This is a genomic window from Spiroplasma floricola 23-6 (assembly GCF_002813555.1).
Lineage (GTDB): Bacteria > Bacillota_I > Bacilli_A > Mycoplasmatales > Mycoplasmataceae > Spiroplasma_A > Spiroplasma_A floricola.
Genome location: NZ_CP025057.1, coordinates 648,024 through 672,002 on the forward strand (window position 1 = coordinate 648,024; position 23,979 = coordinate 672,002).

The following is a 23,979-nucleotide window of genomic DNA, read 5'->3' on the forward strand; positions in this document are numbered from 1 at the left end:
AAGTGTTGCACTTTATTACTTTATATTATTGAAATTTGCTTTAGGATTATAATATAGATATTGACTAAAAAATAATATTTAAAATTTAATAAAACTATTTAATAATTTCCAGTAATTTTCTATTAAAATGGAAATTTTTTTTATATACTATAAATGAGGGTTAGGTGCTTAAAAGAAAGGAGTACTAAATGAACGATTGATTTATGCACTTTGGAACGGAATTAATTGGAACAATGGTTTTAATTCTACTTGGTAATGGAGTAGTTGCCAATGTTGTTTTAAAAAACACAAAAGGTAACAATGGAGGATTAATAGCTATAACAATTGGATGGGCAGTTGCAGTAATTTTAGGAGCAACTATTGCTTCTGCAATGGGGGGAAAAGCCCATTTAAATCCAGCTGTGACAATTGCAATGATCTCAAATGGATGAGAAAAAAATGTTGGTAGTTTTTATTTATTACCATTAATCTTACTTGGACAAATATTAGGAGCTATTTTAGCACAAGTTATATTAGACATTTTTTATATCAAACATATAACACATACAATCTCAGAAAATGAACCAAGTATGGTTTTAGCAATGCACAGTACTGGCCCAACATATAGAAATATAGTTTTAAACTTTTTTTCAGAATTTATTGGCACAGCAGTTTTAATATTGGCAATATTTGCATCAGCAACATGATTTAAAACAGCTAATTTTATGGGACCAATATTTGTTGGAATAGCAGTTTTGGCAATAGGTTTATCATTGGGAGGAACTACTGGTTATGCAATTAATCCAGTAAGAGATTTAATGCCAAGAATTGTTTATCAGTGTTTGCCAGTTAAAAATAAAGTCAAAGCAGATTGACAATATTCATGAATTCCAGTTGCAGCTCCATTAGCTGCAGGTGTAATTGTTGGACTACTATTTTTAATCTAATAAAGATAAAAACGAATGAGATAAAGAAAAAGAGGAAATGAAATGAGTAATCAAAAATATGATATTTGTATTATCGGTGCAGGTATTATTGGAGCATCGATTGCTAGAGAGTTATCCAAATATAATTTAAATATTTTAGTTTTAGAATCAAATGTTTCATATGGTTTAGAAACAACAACAGGAAATTCTGGTGTTATTCATGGTGGTTTTGATCCAACTCCTGGAAAATTAAATGCCAAATTAAATCAAAGAGGTAAAAAACTTTATAGAGAAAGATGATTTAAAGAATTAGACTTTAAACATTTACCAATTAATTCATTGGTTATTGCTTTTAATGAAGAAGAAGAAAAACATTTAGAAATTTTATATAAAAATGGATTTATAAATGGTTTAGAAAAAGAAGAAATTAAATTAATTGAAAAAGATGAAGTATTAAAATTGCAACCAAATATTAGCAATAAAGTAACAAAAGCACTTTTGTGTAACAGTTCAATTGCAATTGATGCAGTTGAGTTAACTGGAGTTTTACTAAAAAATGCTAAAAGAAATTCTTGTGATGTTAAATTTAATCAAAAAGTTATGAAGATTGAAAAACAAAAAGAAGAGTTTATTATTCAAACAAATGATAGTAATTATAATTCAAAAATGATTATTAATTGTGCAGGGCACTATGCAGATGAAATAAGCAAAATGGCTGGCTATGATGAATACAAATTAGATACAAGAAGAGGAGAATATATTGTTTTAAAAAAATCAAAAGATAATTTTGTAAATAACATTATATTCTTAGTTCCAACAATTTGAGGTAAAGGTGTTATTGTTGCTCCAACTATGGATGGAAATATTCTTGTAGGTCCAACTTCACAAGAAGGTGTTGGAAAAGAAGAGACAAGTTTAATTACTAATGAAAAAGAAAAATTAATAATGGATATAGGTAAAAAAATTATGCCCAATCTTGATTATTCAAAAATAGCAAAAAGATTTTCAGGATCTAGACCAATTTATAAAGCAACAGATGATTTTTATATTCAGTTTGCAAAAAATGATAAATACTTTTTAAATGTTGCTGGAATAAAATCTCCTGGTATAGCTGCAGCACCAGCTATTGCAGAGTATGTAATTGATATGATAAAAAAAGTAATAACTTTAAAAGAAAAAGAAAATTGAATTTCAAAAGAAGAAAATATATTATTGAAAAATTAAAACTACTTTAAAACAGAAAGAGGAAAAGATATGGAAAAATATATTGTAACTTTAGATGAAGGTACAACAAGTGCTAGGACATTGGTTGTAAATAAAAAAGGAGAAATAGTTGTTTCAAATCAAAAAGAGTTTAGTCAATACTATCCTGAAGAAGGATGAGTTGAACAAGATGCTATTGAAATTTGAAATACACAAAGAACAACATTGCTTAAAGCTTTAAATTCAAAAGAAATTCTACCTGAACAAGTTGCAGCTATTGGAATTACAAATCAAAGAGAAACTGTTATAGTTTGAGACAAAAATACAGGGAATCCAATTTATAATGCAATTGTTTGACAAGATAGAAGAACAGATGATTACTGTATTGATCTTTCTAAAAAGTATAAAGAAATAATTCAAAAGAAAACAGGATTAGTTATCGATGCTTATTTTTCTGCAAGTAAAATTAAATGAATTTTAGATAATGTAAAAGGAGCCAAAGAAAAAGCACAAAAAGGTGAACTGTATTTTGGAAATGTTAACACATGATTAATTTGAAGGTTGAGTGGAGGTAAAGTATTTTGTACAGATCATACAAATGCTTCAAGAACAATGCTTTACAATATTTCAACTCACAGTTGAGATGATGAACTTTTAAAAATATTTGATATTCCAAAAAGTTTATTGCCAGAAATTAAATCTAATAGTGAAATTTATGGTCATACATTTCCTGGATTGCTATCAAAAAATTCTGAATATCAAATCCCAATTGCAAGTTCAATAGGAGATCAACAATCTGCTTTATTTGGACAAATGTGTTTAGAAAAGGGAGATATTAAAACTACTTTTGGAACAGGAGCATTTATACTTATGAACACTGGAGAAGAAAAAGTAGAAAGTAAAAATGGACTTTTAACAGTAATTGCATATTCAATTAATGATAAATTTGTTTATGGATTAGAAGGTTCAATAATGATGGCAGGAGCAACTCTTCAATGATTAAGAGATGATTTGAGAATGATTTATCAAACTCCTTTAAGTGAATATTATTCAGAGTTGGTTAAAGACTCAAGACAAGTATATTTTGTTCCAAGTTTCTCTGGGTTAGGGTCACCATACTGAGATCCTTACTCAAGAGGGGGGATATTTGGTCTCGATAGGGGAGTTAGAAAAGAGCATATTATTAAAGCTGCTTTGGACTCAATTGCTTATCAATCCAATGATGTTTTTGATGTAATGCAAAAAGATTCAAAAATAGATATCAAAACTATAAAACTTGATGGAGGAGCAAGTAAAAATAATTACTTAATTCAATTTCAAGCAAATATTTCAAATAGAGAAATAATAAGACCTAAAAATGTTGAAACTACAGCAATGGGTGCTGCATATTTAGCAGGTCTTGCTATTGGATATTGAAAAAATATAGAAGAGATAAAAGAAAATTGAAAAGTTGATGTTAAAGTAAAACCTCAAAAAGATATGACAAAAGAATTAAAAGGCTGAAAAGAAGCTGTAAAAAGAACAAGAAACTGATTAAAAGATATTGCTTAATAAAAGACATTGAACTTTTAAAAATAGAATTAATTTTCTATTTTTTTTAATTTAAACTTAAAAAAATTTTTAAATATTAAAAATCTTTTATTTTTTAAAAATTTTTTTTGAAAAATAAAAACTAAATAAAATAACATTTTTTTATACTTATAAATGTTTTAAATATTCTAAAAACTTGAAAAACAAAAAGTCAAGTTTTTTATAACTTTTAAATTTATTGCTAAAAAAACTGAAAAGTTTATATTTTATTTAAGCTTAATAAATTATTAAAATTATTAAGTAAAAATAGTTATTGCTAACATAAGCATTAACTATAAAATATTATATTAAAAAAATAAGAGGAAGATAAAAATGAAAAAACTAATTACCATTATGTCGTCAGTAACACTTGTAGTATCAGCAACAAGTTCATTAACTTTAGCAAATCAAAATAAAAAAGTTAGTGAAAAAAATATATTAGATACAGATATTAATTGAAATAAAATTGAGAATAATTTATCAAATATGTTTGATGAAACTTTATCTGATTCTGATCAAACTGCAGCAATGATAGAAAAAGCTCGTGAAGAGTCAATGAGATATTTTGATAACATAAAAAAGAATAATCTATCACTTGAACAAATAAATAGAAATTTAGCAGAGATTACAACAAAATATGAAAATAAATATCAAAGTGAAATAGCAAACTTTAGAGAAAGTAACAATAAAGAATCAAAAAATATTAATCAAATTAATAACTCTCAAAACTTTTATATTTCTAGAAGTAGTGGAAGTTATGAAGATGCAAAGAGATTATTATCTGATTTTGAAAAAAAACTTGCAATTACACAAAATACACTTTCAACATTAGCAGTTACTGCGGGAATAGCTGCAGCTGGATTTTGAGCTGCATCTTGATGATTTGGAATTAGTATTCCATGAGCAGTTGCAGCAACAGCAATTAGTGCATCACTTGGTGTAAGTTCAGCAGGAATAGGATTTTACAGACAAAAAAATAATTTAAATCCAAATATTTTGAGTGCTGTTTCTTGAGCACTAAATATTAGAACTATTGCAACATCTTTTAAAGAAATTGTTTATCCAGTGTTAATTATTTCAGAAACAACTGTTACATCTTCATCATGAGCAGTTCCTGCAACATTTGCAGCAATTGGATTGATTTCAGTAATATTTGCTTGAGTAAATGATCTATCATCTTTTTAACTAAATAGGTTAAAAAAATTCTCCTTTAAAAGAGAATTTTTTCATCTAAACTTGATCTTTTGCTTTTTGATCTTTCTTTTTAAATAATGATTTTTTAATAAAGTAGGGCTCTGTTCCTTTGATTAAACGTTCAATATTTTGCCAATGTCTTGCCAATAATATAATCATAGAAAGAGTTGTTACTAAATTAATTATTAAAAAACTGTCAAATTGATTTGCATGATTTAAAGTGTGCAGTTGATTATATCAAACAGCTGTAAAATCATTGTTACTATAAATTTGAGCAAAACCACTACCATCGATATCAAAGCTATTTAACCCTGAAATTTGAGGAATTCACATTAAAATAGCTGTTAGCAAAGAAGCAATAATTGATCCAATACTTACTTTTCTTGAAGTTAATACAAGTATTACTCAGGTTCCAAACATAATAATTCCTGCAATTCAATTAATTGTAAACATTAATCCCATAAAACAACTAACTGCTTTTCCACCTTTGAATTTATAATAAATTGGTCAACAATGACCAATTAAAGCAAATAATCCTGGAATAATTAGAATTACATTTTGAAAAATATTTAAAGGAATTTGACTTATTGCTAATGCTATTAAAACTGCAAGCAATATTTTAAAAGCATCAAGAAACATAATAACAATTCCTCATTTTTTACCAATAACTCTACTTGCATTGGTTGCACCAGCATTTTTACTTCCTTCTTCTCTAACATCTTTATTAGTTTTTAATTTAACTATTGTTATTGAAAAAGAGTAACTACCTATTAAATAACTAATAACAGATACTATAAAAGTACCTGCAATTATTTCTCAAACCATATGATTAATACTCCTTTAAATTTTTTAAATACACACTTTATCTTACTATAAAGATATGGCAATATGCAAGAAAATAGGTTAAAATAACTAAATAGCATTTTGACCAATTTAATAGTTATGGGAGTTTTTTGAATATGAAACTAAGTGAAAAAATAAATTTAAATAAAATTATTTTTGATTTATATAAAAAAGATTTAAACGGTTTAATAAATAATAAAGATTTTAATTTAAGTGATGAACAAAAAAATGAACTAATAATTTTAGGACAAACAAATGAATGTAAAACTTTATTTGAAAGAATAAACAATTTCTTTGAAAAAAATATAAATAATGAGCCTTTAGAATTAAGTTTAATGTTAACTTTAATTTTACAAAGATATAATTACTTTTATAAAACTGAATTGCAATGAAAAGAGTATTGTACCAATTTTGAAAATATTGAACAGAAAAATCCAGGAGAATTTTTTTTAACTTATATAAGTCAATTTTTTGATGATCAAATAAATTTGTATAATAATAGTTATTTAGAAATAGTTGAAGAATTTAATATTGAAAAATGAAATAAGAATTTTTCATCTGATATTAATAAACTTTTAAAAAATATTAATAACTCAAGTAATTTTCAAGAAAAAATGCAAAATTGTGAAAACATGATTTTATTCTTACAAGATACAAAAAATATCTATTCAAGTTTAGAATCAGTTGGAGTGGAGAATGAAAAGCAACAATTTTTAGCTCATACAAATGAATTGAAAATAATATATCAATCTTTAAATCATTTAATAAATGAAATTTTAAAAGATATTATTGTTGTTTAAAAAGAGGTAAATAAGATATGTTTGAAAAATATGTAAATATGAATAAACAAGATATGGAAAAAGATCTTGAAGAAATTGAAAAACAATATAAACAACTTTTAGAAGAAGAAAAAAAAATCGACAAAAAGGTAAGAAAAAATTTATGACTTTGATTTCTTTTTCCATTACTAGGATTGCTTTTTTATCAAATTCACTTAAAGAAAAGAAAAGAAAATGATAAAAATTACTATGTAATTAAAAATAAGAAAAAAGATATAATTTATGTTGAATTAGAAATTCAGTTTTTAAAATCAAAATTAGAAAAAATGTAATTTTTTCTTTTTTTATTTAATTTTTTTATAAAACTTATCTAAGAATTTTTTTCATAAGTATATAAGTTATATTATTAAAATAATAAAGTAAGCAAAAGAGTAATTTAAAATATAATGTAGCAGGTGAAAATGTTGAATATGCATTTAAAATTAAGTTAAATTACATTCAAGAAAATACAAGATCTTTATTTTATAAATTAACTTGATTAAAATATTATACAAAAGACTGAAAAAATGATAAAAATAAAGAAAACTTTCAAAATATAAAGATTTTTCTTTATTTTTTTATGCTGTTTATTTATAAATTAAATATGATAAATCTATAAATAAATATCTATTTTTGCTCGTTAGGATGAATTTGTTAATTAAAAGAAAGGTAATTGCATATGTTAAAACTTCTTATTTTTTTTGGAACTTCTTTTTTGTTTATAAAAAATATTAGTTCATTAGTAGAAGAAAGTCCTTTGACCGAAAATAATATTTGAGATTTTAATGAAGATATTGATTGAGAGAGTTTGTTAAACTTATTTTTTAAATGAAAATTGATATAATAAAATCATTGGGATATAAAAATTATTAAACTTTAACTTCAATAATTAGATAATCATTTTGATTAGAATTATGAAAGACAACTAGATTATCTTGAAAGAAAGATTAAATTTTTAAATTGTACTGAAAATAATCAAAGCAATTATATTAAATTCATCAAATTATAAATTTCTAAATTTAAATAAATATGTTAAAATTAATAAAAGGAAAAGCAATATGAAGAAAAAGATATTTTATTTAAACGAAGATTTAGAATACACTTATGAATATGTTTTTTACAATCAAGGTATTGGAGCTTGTTCTCACGAAAAAATAGCAAATGACCAAAGAGATAATAAATTTAAATGTATAAACTGTTTTATGATATTCTCTTTTGTTAATCAAAAACAATTAGATAGATTTAGCAGCAGAGTTATAAAAGAACACGATTTTGAAAGAGCAGAAATTGAATTAAAAAGAAGAATTAAAGGAAAAAAACTGGTAAATGAGTATGACAAATAATACATTAGCTTTTTTTTACAATAATTTAACTATGATTATGATGAATCTTGAAGATTCAATAGGATTAATAGCTAATTTTGAAAATTGAAGTGAAAAAGAAGATAAACAAGTTGAAAAATTGAAATTATTAGCAAAAGAAAATAATCTTAGATCAACTTTATTTGTTATTACAAACAGAGAAATGAATTATGGATTATGAAATTCAAACAACATTATTAAAAAAGCAAATGAAAAAGAAATAGATTATGTTATTTTTTATTACACCAATCCAATGATAAATCAAATGCCTGATTTTGATTTATACAAAAATATTGAAGATTTTTTAAGTGTGAGAAAAATGATAATTTCAAAAGATTATACTGATTTAAATCACTCAAGATTTACAACAAGTTTTATAGAGCAAAATTGAAAAGAAAATGCAATTATAATAGAAACATCAGTAACTAAGGATCTTGAAAATAATTTAAATTTATTAAAAAAAAGTAAATTTGAAGAATTTCAAAAACTTAATAAATTAAATTATCAATTTGATGCAAGAGTTAGTGAAGGAAAGAAATTAGGAAGAACTATTGGTTTTCCAACAATTAACTTAATTACAGAAGAAAGAATTGCTTTATCATATGGAGTTTATGCATGTAATGTGTATGTTGATCACTTAAAAGAGACTTTTTTGGGAGCAGGATGTTATTGAAAAAATGAACTAAACCAAGATGTTTTTGAAATTTTTTTAATTGATTTTGATAAAGAAATTTATGGCTGAAAAGTTAGCGTTTCACCAATTGAAAAATTAAGAGAAAATATTAAAGTTGATAGTTTAGAAGAACTAAAAAAACTATTGGCAAATGATGTAAAAACTACTTTAAAATTTAAAAAATAATTCAAAATAAAGTTAACAAAAATTAACTTTATTTTTTTATGCTAAAATACAATTGAAACGAAAAGAGCAAGATAATATGGAAAAACCAAAATTTTATTTAGGAAGTCATGTAGGAATGAATTCTGCAAATGATTATTTAATAGGAAGTGCAAAAGAAACAATTAATAATGGTGCAAACACTTTAATGTTTTTTACAGGAGCTCCTCAAAATACAAGAAGAACTGAAACAAGCAAATTAAATATTGATCAATTTAAATCACTTTTAATTGATAATAATATTGATATAAATAAAGTAATTTGTCATGGACCTTATACAATTAATTTAGCAAATACAGTAAAACTAGAAACTTTTGAACTTGGTGTTAGACTTTTAGAAGAAGAATTGCTGAGATTAGAAGAAATAGGAGTTCATACTGTTGTTTTACATCCAGGGGCAGCTGTTGGAGCTCCAAGAGAATTAGCTTTAGAAAGTGTTGCAAAAGGATTAAATATGGTTTATAAAAAATTGCCAAATACACCAGTAAGAGTTGCTTTAGAAACAATGTCAGGAAAAGGAACTGAAGTTTGTATAACTTTTGAAGAAATTAAAAAAGTTTTAGATTTAGTTGAAGCAAAAGATAAAGTAGGAGTTTGTTTTGATACTTGTCATATGCATGATGCAGGCTATGATGTAAAAAATAACTTTGATAAAGTTGTTGAAGAATTTGATCAAATTATTGGTTTAGATAAACTAATGGCAATTCATTTAAATGATAGTAAAAATCCAATTGCAAATCATAAAGATAGACACGAAAATATAGGATATGGCTATATCGGTTTTGATACTCTTGCAAGCATAGTTCACAATCCCTTATTTAAAGAAATACCAATTGTATTAGAAACACCTTGAATTGATGGAAAAATAAGTCCTTACAAAGTTGAAATTGAAATGATTAAAAATAATAAATTTACAAATCCATTTAAAGAAAAGGAATTAAAATAACATTTTTTTGAAGTTAACTTAAAAAAGTTGACTTTTTTTTTTTTTTTTATAATCATTGATATCAATTTGAATTGTTTATTTGTTTTCTAAAGCTCTTTTTAAAAGAGGAGGAGAAAAATGAAAAAATTATTAAGTGTATTGGCAGGAATTGGTATTGCTTCATCATCAGCTACTAGTGTAGTTGCATGTGGGACAAAAAAAGAAGATAAAAGTAGTACAAAACCAGAACAACCAAAAAAAGATATTACTCAAATAGTTCAAAATTTTGAACAAGATGTTACAAAAATATGAAATGAACATTATGAAAAAGAAGTTGCAGTAAACTTAATTGGTGTTGAGAGTATGGAAGAGGACAATGAGTTTTTAAATAAGCACAATATTCAAAAATTCTCTAAACCTGAAAATAAAAATAAGTTAACTGTAGAAAATAAAAAGCAACTAAATAATGATGTTGAAAAGTTATTTAAAGTTAAATTATTAGAAGAAAAATTGAATGAACTAAAAAAAGTTAATAAATATAAAATTATTCTTGATGAAGTTACATCGGTTTTTGAACATGTTGAATTAATTTTTGACAATGATAATTTTAAAATAAACTCTGGAGAGTTATCTCCTGGAGTTTATATTGGAAATGTAATAGTTGATTATAAAGTTGTAACTAACTATAAAGGCCTTGCAGATATTGAAAAGTTTAAGCAATCTGGAAGATTAAAATATACTTCCACAGATAGCAAATCATTTAAAACTATAGGAGATGAAATGTATAAAAATATTGCAAAGGATATATTTGCATCAACTGAAACACAAAAATATGTAAATTTAAAATGAAGTGAAATTAAAGAAAGTAGTAAGGAAATTGATGCATATTTAGATTCCAATGCTAAATTGAAAAAGAGTTATAATGAAAATAATGAATTTCATAATGCAATGTTAAAAACAATTAAAACTAATTATTTCAAAGGTGATTTTTCTTCATTAGATATTAATTATGAAAAGAAAAGTATTTATAAAACTGATGATTTTGTAAAGCAAAATAAAGATTATTTAATCATAAGTAATTTTATGGGAAGTTTGGATTTAAAGAATGTAGAAGATCAAAAAGATATTTCCAAAATTCTTCAAGGTGATAAAAAAACTACTGAGTTATTTTTATATAGATATTTTTCAAATAAAAATATGTCTAATATAAGAGAAAATTATAGAAAAAAACAAGATGAATTTTTAAATAAGTTTTTAACTAAAGTAGAAGTTGATAATTATAAAAAAACAAATAGTTATAAATTTGCAATAGCAATGGGTTATGCTGATTTTATTGGACCAGTTATTAAAATTGGAAAAGGTGAATCAACTTATTCACATGAATTACCTGATTTCAAATTAGCTATTTCATATTCTATGAATGGTAATGATGAACAACAATTTCCACAAACTTTTGTTGAGTTTGGAATAAAAGCATTTGAAATATATAAACAAGTTTATAAACCAGATTCAGAAAGTATTAAAGAATTAAAAGATAAGTATGATTATGACTTTCTTTTTGATTTAAAATTTGACAACGATATATTTATCAAAGATCAATATAATTTTGTTCAACCTAAAACTAACTCAGAGATTAATAATTCATTAAAAAAATTTGACAATGTTTATTATACAAGAATAAAAGAACAGTTAAGTAGTATAGGAGAATATGAAAAAATACTTAATAATAAAGATATTCTTTTTGAAATGAAAACTACAAATGAAATTTTAAGTAAAAGTCAAAGTAATTATATTAGATTTGAAAGTAAACAAAGTCAAAAAATAGGTTATTTTCAAATGAACAATTATCAAATTAATAAAGGTGATAAAATTTTTAAGGAGTTTGAATATATTCAAATTAATTTATTTGGAGTTATTAAAATTAAAATATATTTTGATAAAGATTATAGATATTCTAAATCAATGACAATTTTTTAAAAAAATAATTTAAAATATTTATAAAGTAAGTTAAACTAAATAGACGTATTTATGTCTATTTTTTATTTGTGTAATCCCTGTATTAGGGATTTTTTTATTTATTAAATTTTTAATGTTATTTCCTTTAGAGAATAGTCATTTAAACTTAATTCAATATTTTTTTCTTTTTCTTTTTGAGTTCATTTTATAAACTTTTGTTTTTTTGTTATATACTTTATTATTTCTATTATTGTATAAAAAATTGTTACCTAAAAAGTTGGAACATTCGTAAAATTTTTCAATTTATCTATTGCTTTTTTTTTTTTTTTTTAACATAAAAGTAACAATTTGAATTTAATAATAAAAGACAAAGGATGCTTATTTGTTTTTTCATTTATTTATTTTAAAAAGGAGAATAAAATGAAAAAATTATTAAGTGTATTGGCATCAATTGGTTTTGTATCATCTTCAACTGTTAGTGTAGTTGCTTGTGGTACAAAAGAAAAGTCTAAAGATACTTCTAAACCTCAAGAACCTCAAAAAGATGATTTAAATGAGATTATAAGAGACTTTCAAACTGAAGTTACAAAAATTTACAATAGTCATATGAAAAGTGAAGTTATTGGAAATCTTATAGGTTTACAAGAAACAGAAAAAAACTATTTGTTTATTAAAAAAGATAATATAATAGCTTTTTCAAATAAGGAAAAAGATATAACAGCTGAAAATAAAAAACAAATAGAGAATGATGAAAATCTAATTTTAAAATCAAAACTATTGGCAGAAAAATTAAATGAGTTAAAAAAAGTAAATAAATATAAAGTAATTTTAGATGATGTTGACTCTATTTTTAATGGAGTTGAAGTTATTTATAATGATAATTTTAAAATAAAATCAGGAGAGTTATCTCAAGGAGTTTATATTGGAAACCTTATAAATGAATATAAAGTGAATATTAAATATAAAGGAAAAAATGATATTGAGAAATTTGAAATTGGAGATACATTAAAATATACTTCAACAGATGATGAAACATTTAAAATAGCAGGAGATAATCTAGCAAAAAATATTGAAAAAGATTTTTTAGTTTCAAATGAAATGAAAAGGTATTCTAATTTTGAATGAAAAAATATTAAAAATAATAAAAACTTTTATGAAGGGTATGGAGAATTTTCAAATGAGATAAAAAATTATATAAATTCAAATGATGAATATAAAAATAGTTTAATTAACTTTATTAAACAAAATTATTTTAAAAGTTTTGAAAATTTAAATTTAGATTTTAATCAAAGCAATATTTATATGGACTCAAGTTTTAGAAATAATTTATTAAATGTATTTGAAAGTAAAAGTGCAAAGTCTTTTGAAGATTATACAAAATCAGATCAAAATTCTGAGAAAATTTTTAAAACTATTTTTAGAAATGATCCAAATAGTGAATCAACTAAACAAGTTTTAAAGGAACTTTATTTTACAAATAATAATATGGATAAATGAAATAAAGAATTAATCACTTTAAAAAGTAATTATCTTAAAAATTTAAAATTAACAGATCAACAAACTAACTTAATTGAAAAATCTAATGAATATATTAGTGCAGATTCAATAGGAAATATTAAATTAAAAGGGGCAACTATTACAATAGGTTCAGGAGTTAATAAATATATTCATGAATTGCCTGATTTTAATTTATATGTAACATATAATGCTTCTTCAAAAGTTGAAGAAAAAATTGACTTTTTAAGTGAGTTTACTTCAAAAGTAATAATAAAAGGTATGCATAATTTTTATGGAATGGATTCAAATTTTAAATATCCAGAGTTTAATTCTGATCAAGATTATTTAATGAATATTGGAAATAAAGAAATAATTTCAAATATAAAAAATAATTTTGATAAGGAATATCAATTAAAATATCCAGGAACTTTTAGTCAAATTTTTTGAAATATTTGAGATAAAGTGAGTAATCAAAAATCTAAGGAATTTATTAGCGATTTAAATATATTTAATATGTTGTTAACTAATAATTTGAGTTTAGTATATTTTATTTTTGAGAACTTTTCACAAGATTTATATGATTTAGTATATTCAGGAAGTGGAAATAAATATAATAATAAAATTGAACCTGTTGTAAACGAAAATGATGTATCTCTTATTTCTACAAAAACCGGAGCAAAAGATAAAAATCCTGATTCAATTACATTTAAATTGGGTTATTTAGCAGTTAACTTTAAGTATGAAAAATTATTTAATTTATCTGAAAGTCAAAAATCAAAAATTTTTATTAAATTTGTGTAGTTTAAAAATATTTTTCAACGTTCCCCCCAAATTGGGAACGTTTTTTTTTTTTTTTTATCATTTTTTATTCATTCTAATTCTATCATTATTATAAAAGTCCAATCATGCTCATGCTATTTCCATACATTGATTAATGTTTTCAATATGACATGTTCTTATAGTTTCATCTTTTAAACGACCATGAAAACTTTCATGTTTACCATTATGATGAGGTGTTCCTGGTTTTGAATAGCTTCTAATAATTTGTAAATCATTACATAAACTTATGTAATCCAGAGAGGTATATTGATTTCCATTATCTGAATGTAATAATATTGAACCTAAATATTTTTTATTTTTATATGCCATTTCTACAGCTTCAAGAACAAAATCTGTTTTTTGATTATCAATTCTTTTAGATTTTCCTATTATTTCTCCAGTTAAATTATCTTGAACTGTGCAAATATAACCTTTTTTTGTTTTAACTGAAAATTCAGTTATATCACTAGTTCAAATATTTTCAAAACCAATTTCTTTTGCTTCTTTTAAATAATTCTTTCTAATAGTTTCGTTATATCTTTTAATCTCATGTTTAGATTGTTTCTTAATGTAATATGCAATATGATTAAATTTTTTAAATATACGTTCTAATTTTTTATGATTAATTCTGAAAGGGTCAATATAATTTAATTTAAAATATAGGGCTCATCTTTTAGCACTATAAGCACTAAGGAAATTATTCCTTTCAATTTCTGAAATAACTAAATTCATAATTCTTGTATCATCCAGGAAATTCATTAAAGTTTTATTTTTTTTATATGTTGATGTTCTATTAATATTTAAAATTTTACAAATCATTGTTCTATTGCTCTTGGTATTTATCAATAATTGTTGAACTATTTCTTTTTGGTTTTGGCCTTGGAGGCTCATTGCTTTTTTAAAATATCATTCTCCTTAATTAATTCCTTATTGTAATCAAATAGAATTCCTACAAACAGATCATTTGCCTTTTGAGATATACTGTAATCTATTTTATAAGGTAAACGAGTTTTTGAATCACCAATATCTGTATTTTTGTATTTGTTTATTATTGTTCCAATTGATCCTGTAGTTGAGTTAAATTTTAATGCTATTTCCTTTAGAGAATAACCATTCAAACTTAATTCAATAATTTTTTCTTTTTCTTCTTGAGTTCACTTTCTAAACTTTTGTCCTTTTTTTGCCATATACTTTATCCTTTTCTATTATTGTATAAAAATTGTTGCCTAAATGGGGGGAACATTCTTTTTAAAGAAAAGTCAATAAACTTGACTTTTTTTTTTTTTTTTATAATTATTGATATCAATTTGAATTGTTTATTTGTATTTTAATAGTTCTTACAAAAGGAGGAAAAATGAAAAAATTATTAAGTATGTTAGCAGTATTTGGTATTGCTTCATCAACTACTATTACAGTGGTTGCATGTGGTGTTAAAACAGAAAATAAAAATCCTGATAAAAAACCAGAAGAACCTAAAGAAGATTTAAATCAGATTATAAAAGACTTTCAAAATGAAGCAACAAATATTTATATAGATCATATTAAAAAGGAAGTTATGCAAAATCTTATTGGAATACAAGAGAATGAAAAAAAGCATTTATTTATTAAAAAAGATAATATAATAGCTTTTTCAAATAAGGAAAAAGAATTAACTTTAAAAGATAAAAAAGATATAGAGCATGATGAAAACTTAATTTTAAATTCTACTTTGCTTGCACAAAAATTAAAAGAATTAAAAAAGGTGAATAAATACAAAGTTATTTTAGATGATATTGATTCTATTTTTGATGGAGTAGAAATTATCTATAATGACAATCTTAAAATAAAATCAGGAGAATTATCTCAAGGAGTTTATATTGGAAATTTTATAAATGAGTATAAAGTAAATATTAAGTATAAAGGAAAAAACTCTATAGAAAAATTTGAAATAAAAGATATATTAAAATATACATCAACAGATGATGCAACATTTAAAGTAGCAGGAGATAATCTAGCCAAAAATATTGAAAAGGACTTTTTAGTTTCAAATGAAATGAAAAAGTACTCCAATTTTGAATGAAAGAATATTAAAAATAATAAAAACTTTTATGAAGGGTATGGAGAATTTTCAAATGAAATTAAAAATTATATAAATTCAAATGATGAGTATAAAAATAATTTAATTAGCTTTATTAAACAAAATTATTTTAAAAGTTTTCAAAATTTATCTTTAGATTTTAATCAAAGCAATATTTATATGGATTCTAACTTTAAAACTAATCTGTTAAATGTTTTTGAAAATAAAAGTTCAAAGTCTTTTGAAGATTATACAAAATCAGAACAAAATTCTGAAAAAATTTTTAAAACTATTTTTAGAAATGATCCAAATAATGAATCAAATAAGCAAGTTTTAAAAGAACTTTATTTTACAAATAATAATATGGATAAATGAAATAAAGAATTAATCACTTTAAAAAGTAACTATCTTAAAAATTTAAAATTAACAGATCAACAAACTAACTTAATTGAAAAATCTAATGAATATATTAGTGCAGATTCAATAGGAAATATTAAATTAAAAGGGGCAACTATTACAATAGGTTCAGGAGTTAATAAATATATTCATGAATTGCCTGATTTTAATTTATCTGTAACATATAATGCTTCTTCAAAAGTTGAAGAAAAAATTGACTTTTTAAGTGAGTTTACTTCAAAAGTAATAATAAAAGGAATGCATAATTTTTATGGAATGGATTCAAATTTTAAATATCCAGAGTTTAATTCTGATCAAGATTATTTAATGAATATTGGAAATAAAGAAGTAATTCCAATAGTTAAAAATTGACATTTGATTAATTCTAATAGATTACCTGGTGATTTATCATTTATGTTTGGAAGTATTGTCAAAGCAATAGGGATATCAAATAAACTAGATTTTATTAGTAATTTAGGAATTTCATTCTTAATTAAAAATATGTCTAAAAACTACATTATTATGTCTGATTACTCTAATGATTTAGTTGATTATGAAAATTGAAATAATGGAACTAGATATAATAACAAAGTTGAATATGTTTTAAATGAAAATGATATATCTTTTATTCCTGCAAAAAGTGGAGCAAAGGATAAAAATCCAGACTCTATAACATTTAAATTAGGTTATTTAGCAGTTAACTTTAAGTATGAAAAATTATTTAATTTATCTGAAAGTCAAAAATCAAAAATTTTTATTAAATTTGTGTAGTTTAAAAAATAAAGTAAGTAGGCTTTTTAAAACAAATAAAAAATAAATTCTGCACTTTCAAAAAAATGAAAGGTAGAATTTTTTTATGTCAAAATAGTGAAATATTCATATTGGTTTATTAAAATAAGTGAACATTCTCTTTAAAATAACATTTTATTTTAAAAAACAAGTTTGAATAGGTAAATTTTACTTATTTTGAGAATTTATTAATGTAAAATAATAGAGAATAAGGTGAAAAAATGAAAAAAATGCTTACAATTTTAACTGGTTTATCAATTATTGTTACTCCAGCTACTCAAATAGTGAGTTGTAATATAGCAACAAACAATACGTATAAAACAGCTTCAGATATAGCTAAGTTTTGAAATTTTAAATATTTCAATACAATAAGTGTTGATTATACTTCTAGTCAAACAAATGCACAGCAATATAATGTTGACACTAGCAATATTGAAACAAATATAAAAGAACTTATCGCTCATAATTTTAGAAATCAAGAAGAGGTAAATAAACTTCTTGGAATAAAACAAACAGAGGGAGAAATAAATAATGATATAACATTTACTTATTATTCAGCTCCTAAAGTTAAAATCTCTAATTTAAGTGAGTATTTAGAAACTGAGTTTAAAGATGTAAAAGAGCCAAAAAAGGTAGAAATTTACTTTACATATAAGTTAAAAGATTATGAAGATAAAAATTATTTAAAATTAAATATAACAAATGTACCAAAAATGAAAAAGGAAGTATTTTCAACTTACTTATTCTTAGAAAAATTTAATAATCAAAATAATATAGATATTGAAAATTCTTTTATTGCAGATTTAAGAAAAATTGCAGAAAAGCAAAACGATAAAAAAATTACTGCTAATTTATTGGAAAAGAATAAAAAAACTACATTAAACTTTATCAAAGGTATGTTAACTTCTCTTGAAAAAATAACAAAAATTAAACTTTCAGATGACTTACAATATGTAAAAAATGAAAATCTTCATGATCCAAAAGTGGAATGAAGAAGAGTAACTCCTGAAGAACAATTATTTAGATTATTATTTGAAAAAAATAGTGATTCTATAACTGATTTTGTAACTTTTATAAATGAACTGTGTGATAAAGATAAAAATAGTTCTACTGCATTTAGTAAATGATTAGGTTTACCTCAAATCAAAAATTCTAATAAAGATAGAGCATTTCAAATCATCTAATAAAGTAGATCTTTAAAAACTAAATAAAATAGAATAGGTAATAAAAAAATGATTCAAACAATAAGTCAATTAAAAAATAGAAGAAAAAAAGTTATTCAAATTTTATATCGTCTTTTTTTATTAAATGAAAACATTGATAAAATAAAACAAGAATTGCTAGATGGTTTTCAATTAGAAACAATTGATGAAGAACTAGTTGACTATATTTTTGAAATTTTAAATAATACTTTAGATTACAAACAATTAATATCAAACTTACTTCCTGAATTGTGAAATTGAAATAGGTTACCAAAAATAATTCAATCTATTTTAGTAAATGGTGTTTTTGAAATAAAAAAAGAAATTACACCAAAAGCGGTAGTCATTAATGAAAGTATAGAGTTAACAAGAGAATATCTACCAAGTTTTGAAACTTCATTTATTAATGGTTTACTAGACAACATTGAATAGAAAATTTAGAGGGTTAAAAAAATGAATATAGATATTTTTGCAAATTATAAAGAGGATTTAAAAAATTATCTTAAATCTTTGAAAAGTGATATAAAGCTTTTAATTTATAAAGAATTTAAAAACTATATTTTTAATACAAAATTAGATTCTCATAATATATTTGAGAAAAGTTTTTTTACAAAAGCTTTTTGTGAACTTGCAACATATTGTTATTTGCAAAATTATAACTCTAAATTTTTTAACTCTAAAAATTCTAATTTAATTAATAATTACTCTAAATTTTCTGAGGAAAATTTTTTAAATAAAAAATTTGAAAATGTTGTTATAGTAAGTGCTCAGAAATTATTAAAAGAAGATGAACAGTTAAATGATTTTATAAAAACTCTAACAGATACTTTAAAAGTAAATGTTTGAATTAGAAATCTTAATTGATATAATAATGAACATTTTTTAGAAGAAGTTAAATTAAGTAAAAAACTAAAAGAATATAAAGAAGAACTTTTTAAAATAATAAAAAGTTATAATAAAGAATTATTTGATTTAGTTTCCAATAATAAATTTGTTTCAACAAAATTAAGTTTTAGAGAAGATTGAAACTTTTTTTTAGAAAAAAAAGTTTCATATAGTTTAGAAAAATTTATTTTTACGCCGATTAATTATGATGAAGATAACTATAAGAAAAAAATTAGTAAGTTATCTGAATTAGTTACAGAAGATACATTATTTATTTTTGTAAATAATGTTGAAGTAAATTCAAAATATAAAACTACTTTATTAAATGATATAAAATTATTTTCAGAAATGATTAAATTTAATAATCCTATTTTTACAATTGATAAAAATAATAATTTTTTTAGTTTCTTAAATATTTTATCATATGGAAATTTTAAAAACTTTAATGATATTTCAAAGTTCTTTACTAAAAGATCTAAAGAAAATAAACCTGAGAAATTAAAATTACAAGATTCAAAAAATGTAGATCCATTAAATTGATATTGAAATAAAATTTTAGAAGATGAAGATAAACAAGAAGATTTAAAAAAAATATTAAAAAAACCTAAAGCTGTAAAAAAAATAAAAAATAGAGATTTAGAAAAAACTATTACATTTAGTGAGCATAAAGAATTAAATGAAATATTTAAAGAAGAAAAAAATATTAAAGAAATAGATTTAGAGAAGACTGTTACATTTAGTGAACATTCAAATTTGGATGAAATATTAAAAGAACATGAATCTAATGAACTTAATAATAATATGGATGAACTTCTTTTAGAAGTTACTCAAGAAAATATGTTATTAAGCTCTGAATTATCTAAAAAAGCAAATAAAGAATTTACTAAATTTATAAAATTATTTGATAAAGAAATAAACAATATTGAATTAACAACTAAAGAATATAATAAAGATAAATATTTCAGTTTTAAAAAAATGATTAATCAAAAAAATATTAAAGAAGTTTTAGAATTTTTAACTAATAAAAATGATAATTTATTTTCTAAACTGAAAAATAAAAAAATGACAAAGCAAGATATAATGAATTATTATACATTATATATAAAAGTTAAAAGCTGTCTTTATGAAATGAAATTTTTAAAATTAAAATAATTAAATTTAAAGGAGATGAAAAATATGACTGAAATGATTTTTAAAATTACAGATTTTGCAGATATATTAAAAAATTATGTTGAAGAATCAAATGCTTTAAAAAATATTAATGTGAAAGGTGAAATTGCAAATTTAACTCATAATAAAAGCGGTCATATTTATTTCTCTCTTAAAGATAGTCAAGCAAAAATTGATTGTGCTATTTGAAAAACTAATGCAAGTAGATTTATAGAACAAAATATTAAAGAAGGAACCGAAGTAATAGCAAAGGGATCAATATCATATTATAAACCTACAGGAAAATTAACTTTTACAATTTATGATATTAGAGTTGATGGAATTGGTGAACTTGCTATTATCTATGATAGACGTTTTAGAGAATTACAAGAGCAAGGGTGATTCTTAGATGAGTTTAAAAAACCTATTCCTAAATTTCCAACAAATATTGGAATTGTAACTGCAGCAACTGGTGATGCAGTTAGAGATTTAATAACAACTATTAAAAGAAGATATTCATCAGTTAATATATTTTTATTTCCGTCATTAGTTCAAGGTGAAGAAGCACCAAAAGATATTGCTAAAAAAATTAAACAAGCTAATAATTTTACAGTAAAAATTGATACTTTAATTGTTGGTCGAGGTGGAGGAAGTTATGAAGATCTTTGATCTTTTAATGAAATGCAAGTTCTTCAAGCTATTAAAGATAGTAGTATACCAATAATAAGTGGTGTGGGTCATGAACCAGATATAACATTAACAGATTATGTAGCTGATTTTAGAGCTTCAACACCAACAGCAGCTGGAGAAAAAGCAACTCCAGATACTGAAAATGTTTTGCAAGCCTTAAATAGTAAGAATCATGAATTTGCAAAAGTTTTAAATAACAAAATAGAGAAGTTACATATGGAAATTGATAATTTATCTTATACATTAAAAACTTCTATTCAAAATAAAATTGTATCTTTAAATAATAATTTTAAAAATACTTCAAACTTCTTTAATTCTTTAATTAAAAATAAAATAATTATTATGAATAATAATTTTAAAAATGATATTCATAATTGAAAAACAAATTTAAATAATAAGTTAAATAAAAACTTAGAGCAATTAAAAAATTACAAGGAAAAAATTGATTTGCAAAATCCTTATTTGCCTTTATCAAAAGGATACTCAATTTTAAAACAAGATGATCAAATAATTAGATCAAAAGAGAATATAATAAAAAATAAATTAGTTACTGCTATCTTAAATGATGGAGAAGTTAAATTAAAATTAGAAGAGGAAAATTAAAAATATGAATAAGAAAAATTTTAATGATTTATTAAATGAAATAAAAAATATATCTGAAAAACTAAATGATTCAAATACTTCAATGGAAGAATCAATAGAATTATTTAAAAAAGGAACTGAATTAATTAAAGAAGCAAAAGACCAATTAACAAATCTTGAAGGTGAAGTAAAAAAAGTTTTAGAAAATAACGAATTTATAAATTTTTAATAAAAATAAAAAAATGAATTAAAAACTCATTTTTTTATTTTTTAAGCTTTAGCCATTTTATTTGCATCTTGATCAATAATTAAATTAAAATGGGGATGTAAAGTTAATAAAGAAGAAGGAACTTTTTCAACAACAGGTCCATTAATAATTTGATCAATTACTTCAGCTTTGTTTTCACCATTAGCTATCATTATAATATTTCTTGCTTTCATTATTTCTCTTGGTCCCATTGTTACAAATTCATCATGAAATAAATTCTCGTTCGGTTTTGGGATACTAGTATTTTGCTCTAAATCTTTTAATGTTATTATTCTAGTTCTATCTCCAAATTTTGTAACTCCAGACAAATTTCCACAAAAGTGACCATCAGTTCTAATTCCAAGAAGTACCAAATCTAAATCTCCATCAATTTCTAATTGTTTAATATGTTCTTTTCAATTTAATAAGCTCATTCTATGAATATTTTCCTGTTTTATTTTTCCTGGAACAAAAAATATTTTTTCTAAATCCTCAATTGTTATTCCAGTTGATAAATTACTTTTGTAAGGTACTTCATCAAAGTTATAAAAGTGAATCTTACTTAAATTTTTTATTTTATCTAAATTTTTAATTAATTCTTTATAAAATAATAAAGGCGATTTTCCTCCTGTTATTGCAATATTTATTCTTTCTTTATTTTGATTATTATTAATAATCTCCAAAAATAATTCAAGGGCTTTAAATGACATCTCTTCGTAATTTTTTGTTTTAAAAATTTTCATTATATTCTTTCTTTCCTTTCAATACTATTTTAATCTTAATAAAAGCCTATTTACTTTCCATTTTGGAAAGTAAATATTATTTTGCTATAATAATATAAGTGAGGAAAAGTTATGATGAAAAAGAATTATAAATACATTATTTTATGAAATATTATGATTTTTTCTTTTGCTATAGCTTCAATAAAACTCTTTATTATTTTTAACATATTTAATATTTTTTTAATTTATTCAATGGTTTATATAATAGGTTTAAGCTACTTTAAAAATTATTATAAACTAATAAAAAATATTAATGTAAACTCAAAATTTAAGGATGTGGAATCATATAATTTTTTAAAATTGATGTCATTTTCTGCTTTAACTTTTAGTTTCTTAACACAAGCATACAACTCAATTTTTATTACAGATCTTACTGAATCATTTCTTAGATTTAATTCTTATTCAATATCATTTATTCTTTTTATTACTCTTTTAAATTACTTTATTTTTATCTTTTTTTTAATATCACTTAAATTAATATTTAATTTAATAAAAAAAATAAATATTAAAATAAGTTATTTATTTAAAAAGTATTTAAAAAAAGTAAATTATATTTTAATAATTTCTCTTTATCAAAAGAAAATATATAGTATATTTTCTTTGTTTTCAGTTTTTTTAATTAAAATAAAGTTTTCACAAATAAATAGAAATGTAAAAATTTATAAATCAATATTGTGAGTAGATAAATATAATAAACTTCTAATTTTATAAAAAAAATTAGAAGGAGAAAATTATGAAAAAAACTAAAAATTATGAAACTTATATAAAGCTTTTTATAGCTGGACTTTTTATTATTACTATTTTTGATACTGCTATAGTACTTTCCATTTCAATTAGAGGTATAATTTATTTATTTGAAGATAAATGATTTATAATTCTAATTCAAATTTTACCTTTAATTTTCTTTGTTACTTTGTTGACCTTTGAATTAAAACTTTTAATTAAGTATTTTAAAAAGCTACGTTCATTTAATAATGAAGAAATAAAAGAAAGACATATGTTAACATTTGATTACATAGTAACTGAAAATAAAAATCATTTCAAAAAGGAAATGATTTTTGTATATATTTCATGTTCATTTATTGTGTTATTTGGAGGAATAGGAGTAATTCCATTGGTTTTTCTAATAAATGGACAAAAGTCTCATAAGAAGTGATTACAAGAAAAATAGTTATAAAACCCAAATTAATTGGGTTTTTTATTCGCAATATTGTAA

General features: G+C 22.3%; 22 protein-coding genes. 18 read left to right on the forward strand and 4 right to left on the reverse strand.

Annotated elements, in window-relative coordinates; genetic code table 4:
- Positions 1–188 precede the first annotated feature (188 nt).
- From SFLOR_RS02955 to SFLOR_RS02970, 4 genes are all read left to right on the forward strand, one after another.
- The gene (locus SFLOR_RS02955; protein WP_100916606.1) at positions 189–926 is read left to right on the forward strand and encodes an MIP/aquaporin family protein; all 738 of its coding nucleotides are present in this window, start codon (positions 189–191) and stop codon (positions 924–926) included.
- 42 nt (positions 927–968) lie between these two features.
- A complete protein-coding gene (gene glpO, locus SFLOR_RS02960) occupies positions 969–2,129 on the forward strand; it encodes a type 2 glycerol-3-phosphate oxidase (RefSeq protein ID WP_100916607.1) in 1,161 nt (386 codons plus the stop codon).
- Between the two features lie 30 nt (positions 2,130–2,159).
- Positions 2,160–3,659, forward strand: a complete 1,500-nt coding sequence (gene glpK, locus SFLOR_RS02965) for a glycerol kinase GlpK (protein ID WP_100916608.1) — start codon at positions 2,160–2,162, stop codon at positions 3,657–3,659.
- A 351-nt stretch (positions 3,660–4,010) separates the two neighbouring features.
- Positions 4,011–4,862 carry a hypothetical protein gene (locus SFLOR_RS02970; RefSeq protein WP_100916609.1) on the forward strand — a complete coding sequence of 284 codons (852 nt, stop codon included), beginning with the start codon at positions 4,011–4,013 and terminating at the stop codon, positions 4,860–4,862.
- A gap of 45 nt (positions 4,863–4,907) precedes the next feature.
- Here the strand turns inward: SFLOR_RS02970 and plsY are convergent, their stop codons facing one another.
- Complete coding sequence (gene plsY, locus SFLOR_RS02975; RefSeq protein WP_100916610.1) at positions 4,908–5,696, reverse strand: glycerol-3-phosphate 1-O-acyltransferase PlsY; 789 nt, start codon at positions 5,694–5,696, stop codon at positions 4,908–4,910.
- A gap of 134 nt (positions 5,697–5,830) precedes the next feature.
- Between plsY and SFLOR_RS02980 the strand changes: the two genes are divergently transcribed.
- The 7 genes from SFLOR_RS02980 to SFLOR_RS03010 all read left to right on the forward strand — a co-directional run bounded on the left by SFLOR_RS02980 (position 5,831) and on the right by SFLOR_RS03010 (position 13,967).
- On the forward strand, positions 5,831–6,514 hold the full coding sequence (locus tag SFLOR_RS02980; RefSeq protein WP_100916611.1) for a hypothetical protein: 684 nt from the start codon (positions 5,831–5,833) through the stop codon (positions 6,512–6,514).
- A 17-nt stretch (positions 6,515–6,531) separates the two neighbouring features.
- Positions 6,532–6,825: a hypothetical protein gene (locus tag SFLOR_RS02985; protein WP_100916612.1), complete on the forward strand. Its 294-nt coding sequence runs from the start codon at positions 6,532–6,534 to the stop codon at positions 6,823–6,825.
- Between the two features lie 765 nt (positions 6,826–7,590).
- The gene (locus SFLOR_RS02990; RefSeq protein WP_100916613.1) at positions 7,591–7,875 is read left to right on the forward strand and encodes a hypothetical protein; all 285 of its coding nucleotides are present in this window, start codon (positions 7,591–7,593) and stop codon (positions 7,873–7,875) included.
- Positions 7,859–8,752, forward strand: coding sequence for a riboflavin kinase (locus tag SFLOR_RS02995; RefSeq protein WP_100916614.1), 894 nt, complete (start codon positions 7,859–7,861; stop codon positions 8,750–8,752). Before SFLOR_RS02990 ends, SFLOR_RS02995 begins: the two co-directional genes overlap by 17 nt.
- A 76-nt stretch (positions 8,753–8,828) precedes the next feature.
- The gene (locus SFLOR_RS03000) at positions 8,829–9,734 is read left to right on the forward strand and encodes a deoxyribonuclease IV (RefSeq protein ID WP_100916615.1); all 906 of its coding nucleotides are present in this window, start codon (positions 8,829–8,831) and stop codon (positions 9,732–9,734) included.
- 117 nt (positions 9,735–9,851) lie between these two features.
- Entirely contained in the window at positions 9,852–11,690 is a 1,839-nt protein-coding gene (locus tag SFLOR_RS03005) for a lipoprotein (RefSeq protein WP_100916616.1), read from the forward strand.
- A 399-nt stretch (positions 11,691–12,089) separates the two neighbouring features.
- Complete coding sequence (locus SFLOR_RS03010; RefSeq protein WP_100916617.1) at positions 12,090–13,967, forward strand: lipoprotein; 1,878 nt, start codon at positions 12,090–12,092, stop codon at positions 13,965–13,967.
- Positions 13,968–14,021: 54 nt separating this feature from the next.
- Here SFLOR_RS03010 and SFLOR_RS03015 read toward each other — a convergent pair whose 3' ends face one another.
- Positions 14,022–14,876: a DDE-type integrase/transposase/recombinase gene (locus SFLOR_RS03015; protein ID WP_100916333.1), complete on the reverse strand. Its 855-nt coding sequence runs from the start codon at positions 14,874–14,876 to the stop codon at positions 14,022–14,024.
- Positions 14,843–15,172 (reverse strand): hypothetical protein, encoded by a 330-nt coding sequence (locus SFLOR_RS03020; protein WP_100916301.1) that lies wholly within the window; start codon positions 15,170–15,172, stop codon positions 14,843–14,845. The genes SFLOR_RS03015 and SFLOR_RS03020 overlap by 34 nt, the downstream gene beginning before the upstream one ends.
- A 167-nt stretch (positions 15,173–15,339) precedes the next feature.
- Here SFLOR_RS03020 and SFLOR_RS03025 point away from each other — a divergent pair, with 167 nt between their 5' ends.
- The 6 genes from SFLOR_RS03025 to xseB all read left to right on the forward strand — a co-directional run bounded on the left by SFLOR_RS03025 (position 15,340) and on the right by xseB (position 21,963).
- A complete protein-coding gene (locus SFLOR_RS03025) occupies positions 15,340–17,208 on the forward strand; it encodes a lipoprotein (RefSeq protein WP_100916618.1) in 1,869 nt (622 codons plus the stop codon).
- A 239-nt stretch (positions 17,209–17,447) separates the two neighbouring features.
- Positions 17,448–18,410, forward strand: a complete 963-nt coding sequence (locus tag SFLOR_RS03030) for a lipoprotein (RefSeq protein WP_100916619.1) — start codon at positions 17,448–17,450, stop codon at positions 18,408–18,410.
- Positions 18,411–18,458: 48 nt separating this feature from the next.
- Complete coding sequence (locus SFLOR_RS03035) at positions 18,459–18,860, forward strand: transcription antitermination protein NusB (RefSeq protein WP_100916620.1); 402 nt, start codon at positions 18,459–18,461, stop codon at positions 18,858–18,860.
- A gap of 21 nt (positions 18,861–18,881) precedes the next feature.
- Positions 18,882–20,465: a hypothetical protein gene (locus tag SFLOR_RS03040; RefSeq protein WP_100916621.1), complete on the forward strand. Its 1,584-nt coding sequence runs from the start codon at positions 18,882–18,884 to the stop codon at positions 20,463–20,465.
- Positions 20,466–20,489: 24 nt separating this feature from the next.
- Positions 20,490–21,755 carry an exodeoxyribonuclease VII large subunit gene (gene xseA / locus SFLOR_RS03045; protein ID WP_169919189.1) on the forward strand — a complete coding sequence of 422 codons (1,266 nt, stop codon included), beginning with the start codon at positions 20,490–20,492 and terminating at the stop codon, positions 21,753–21,755.
- A gap of 4 nt (positions 21,756–21,759) precedes the next feature.
- On the forward strand, positions 21,760–21,963 hold the full coding sequence (gene xseB, locus SFLOR_RS03050; RefSeq protein ID WP_100916623.1) for an exodeoxyribonuclease VII small subunit: 204 nt from the start codon (positions 21,760–21,762) through the stop codon (positions 21,961–21,963).
- A 41-nt stretch (positions 21,964–22,004) separates the two neighbouring features.
- On the opposite strand, the gene SFLOR_RS03055 is transcribed toward xseB, so the two are convergent.
- Positions 22,005–22,724 carry a glucosamine-6-phosphate deaminase gene (locus tag SFLOR_RS03055; protein WP_100916624.1) on the reverse strand — a complete coding sequence of 240 codons (720 nt, stop codon included), beginning with the start codon at positions 22,722–22,724 and terminating at the stop codon, positions 22,005–22,007.
- A 772-nt stretch (positions 22,725–23,496) separates the two neighbouring features.
- On the opposite strand from SFLOR_RS03055, the gene SFLOR_RS03065 reads away from it, so the two are divergent.
- On the forward strand, positions 23,497–23,934 hold the full coding sequence (locus SFLOR_RS03065) for a hypothetical protein (protein ID WP_100916626.1): 438 nt from the start codon (positions 23,497–23,499) through the stop codon (positions 23,932–23,934).
- Positions 23,935–23,979 lie beyond the last annotated feature (45 nt).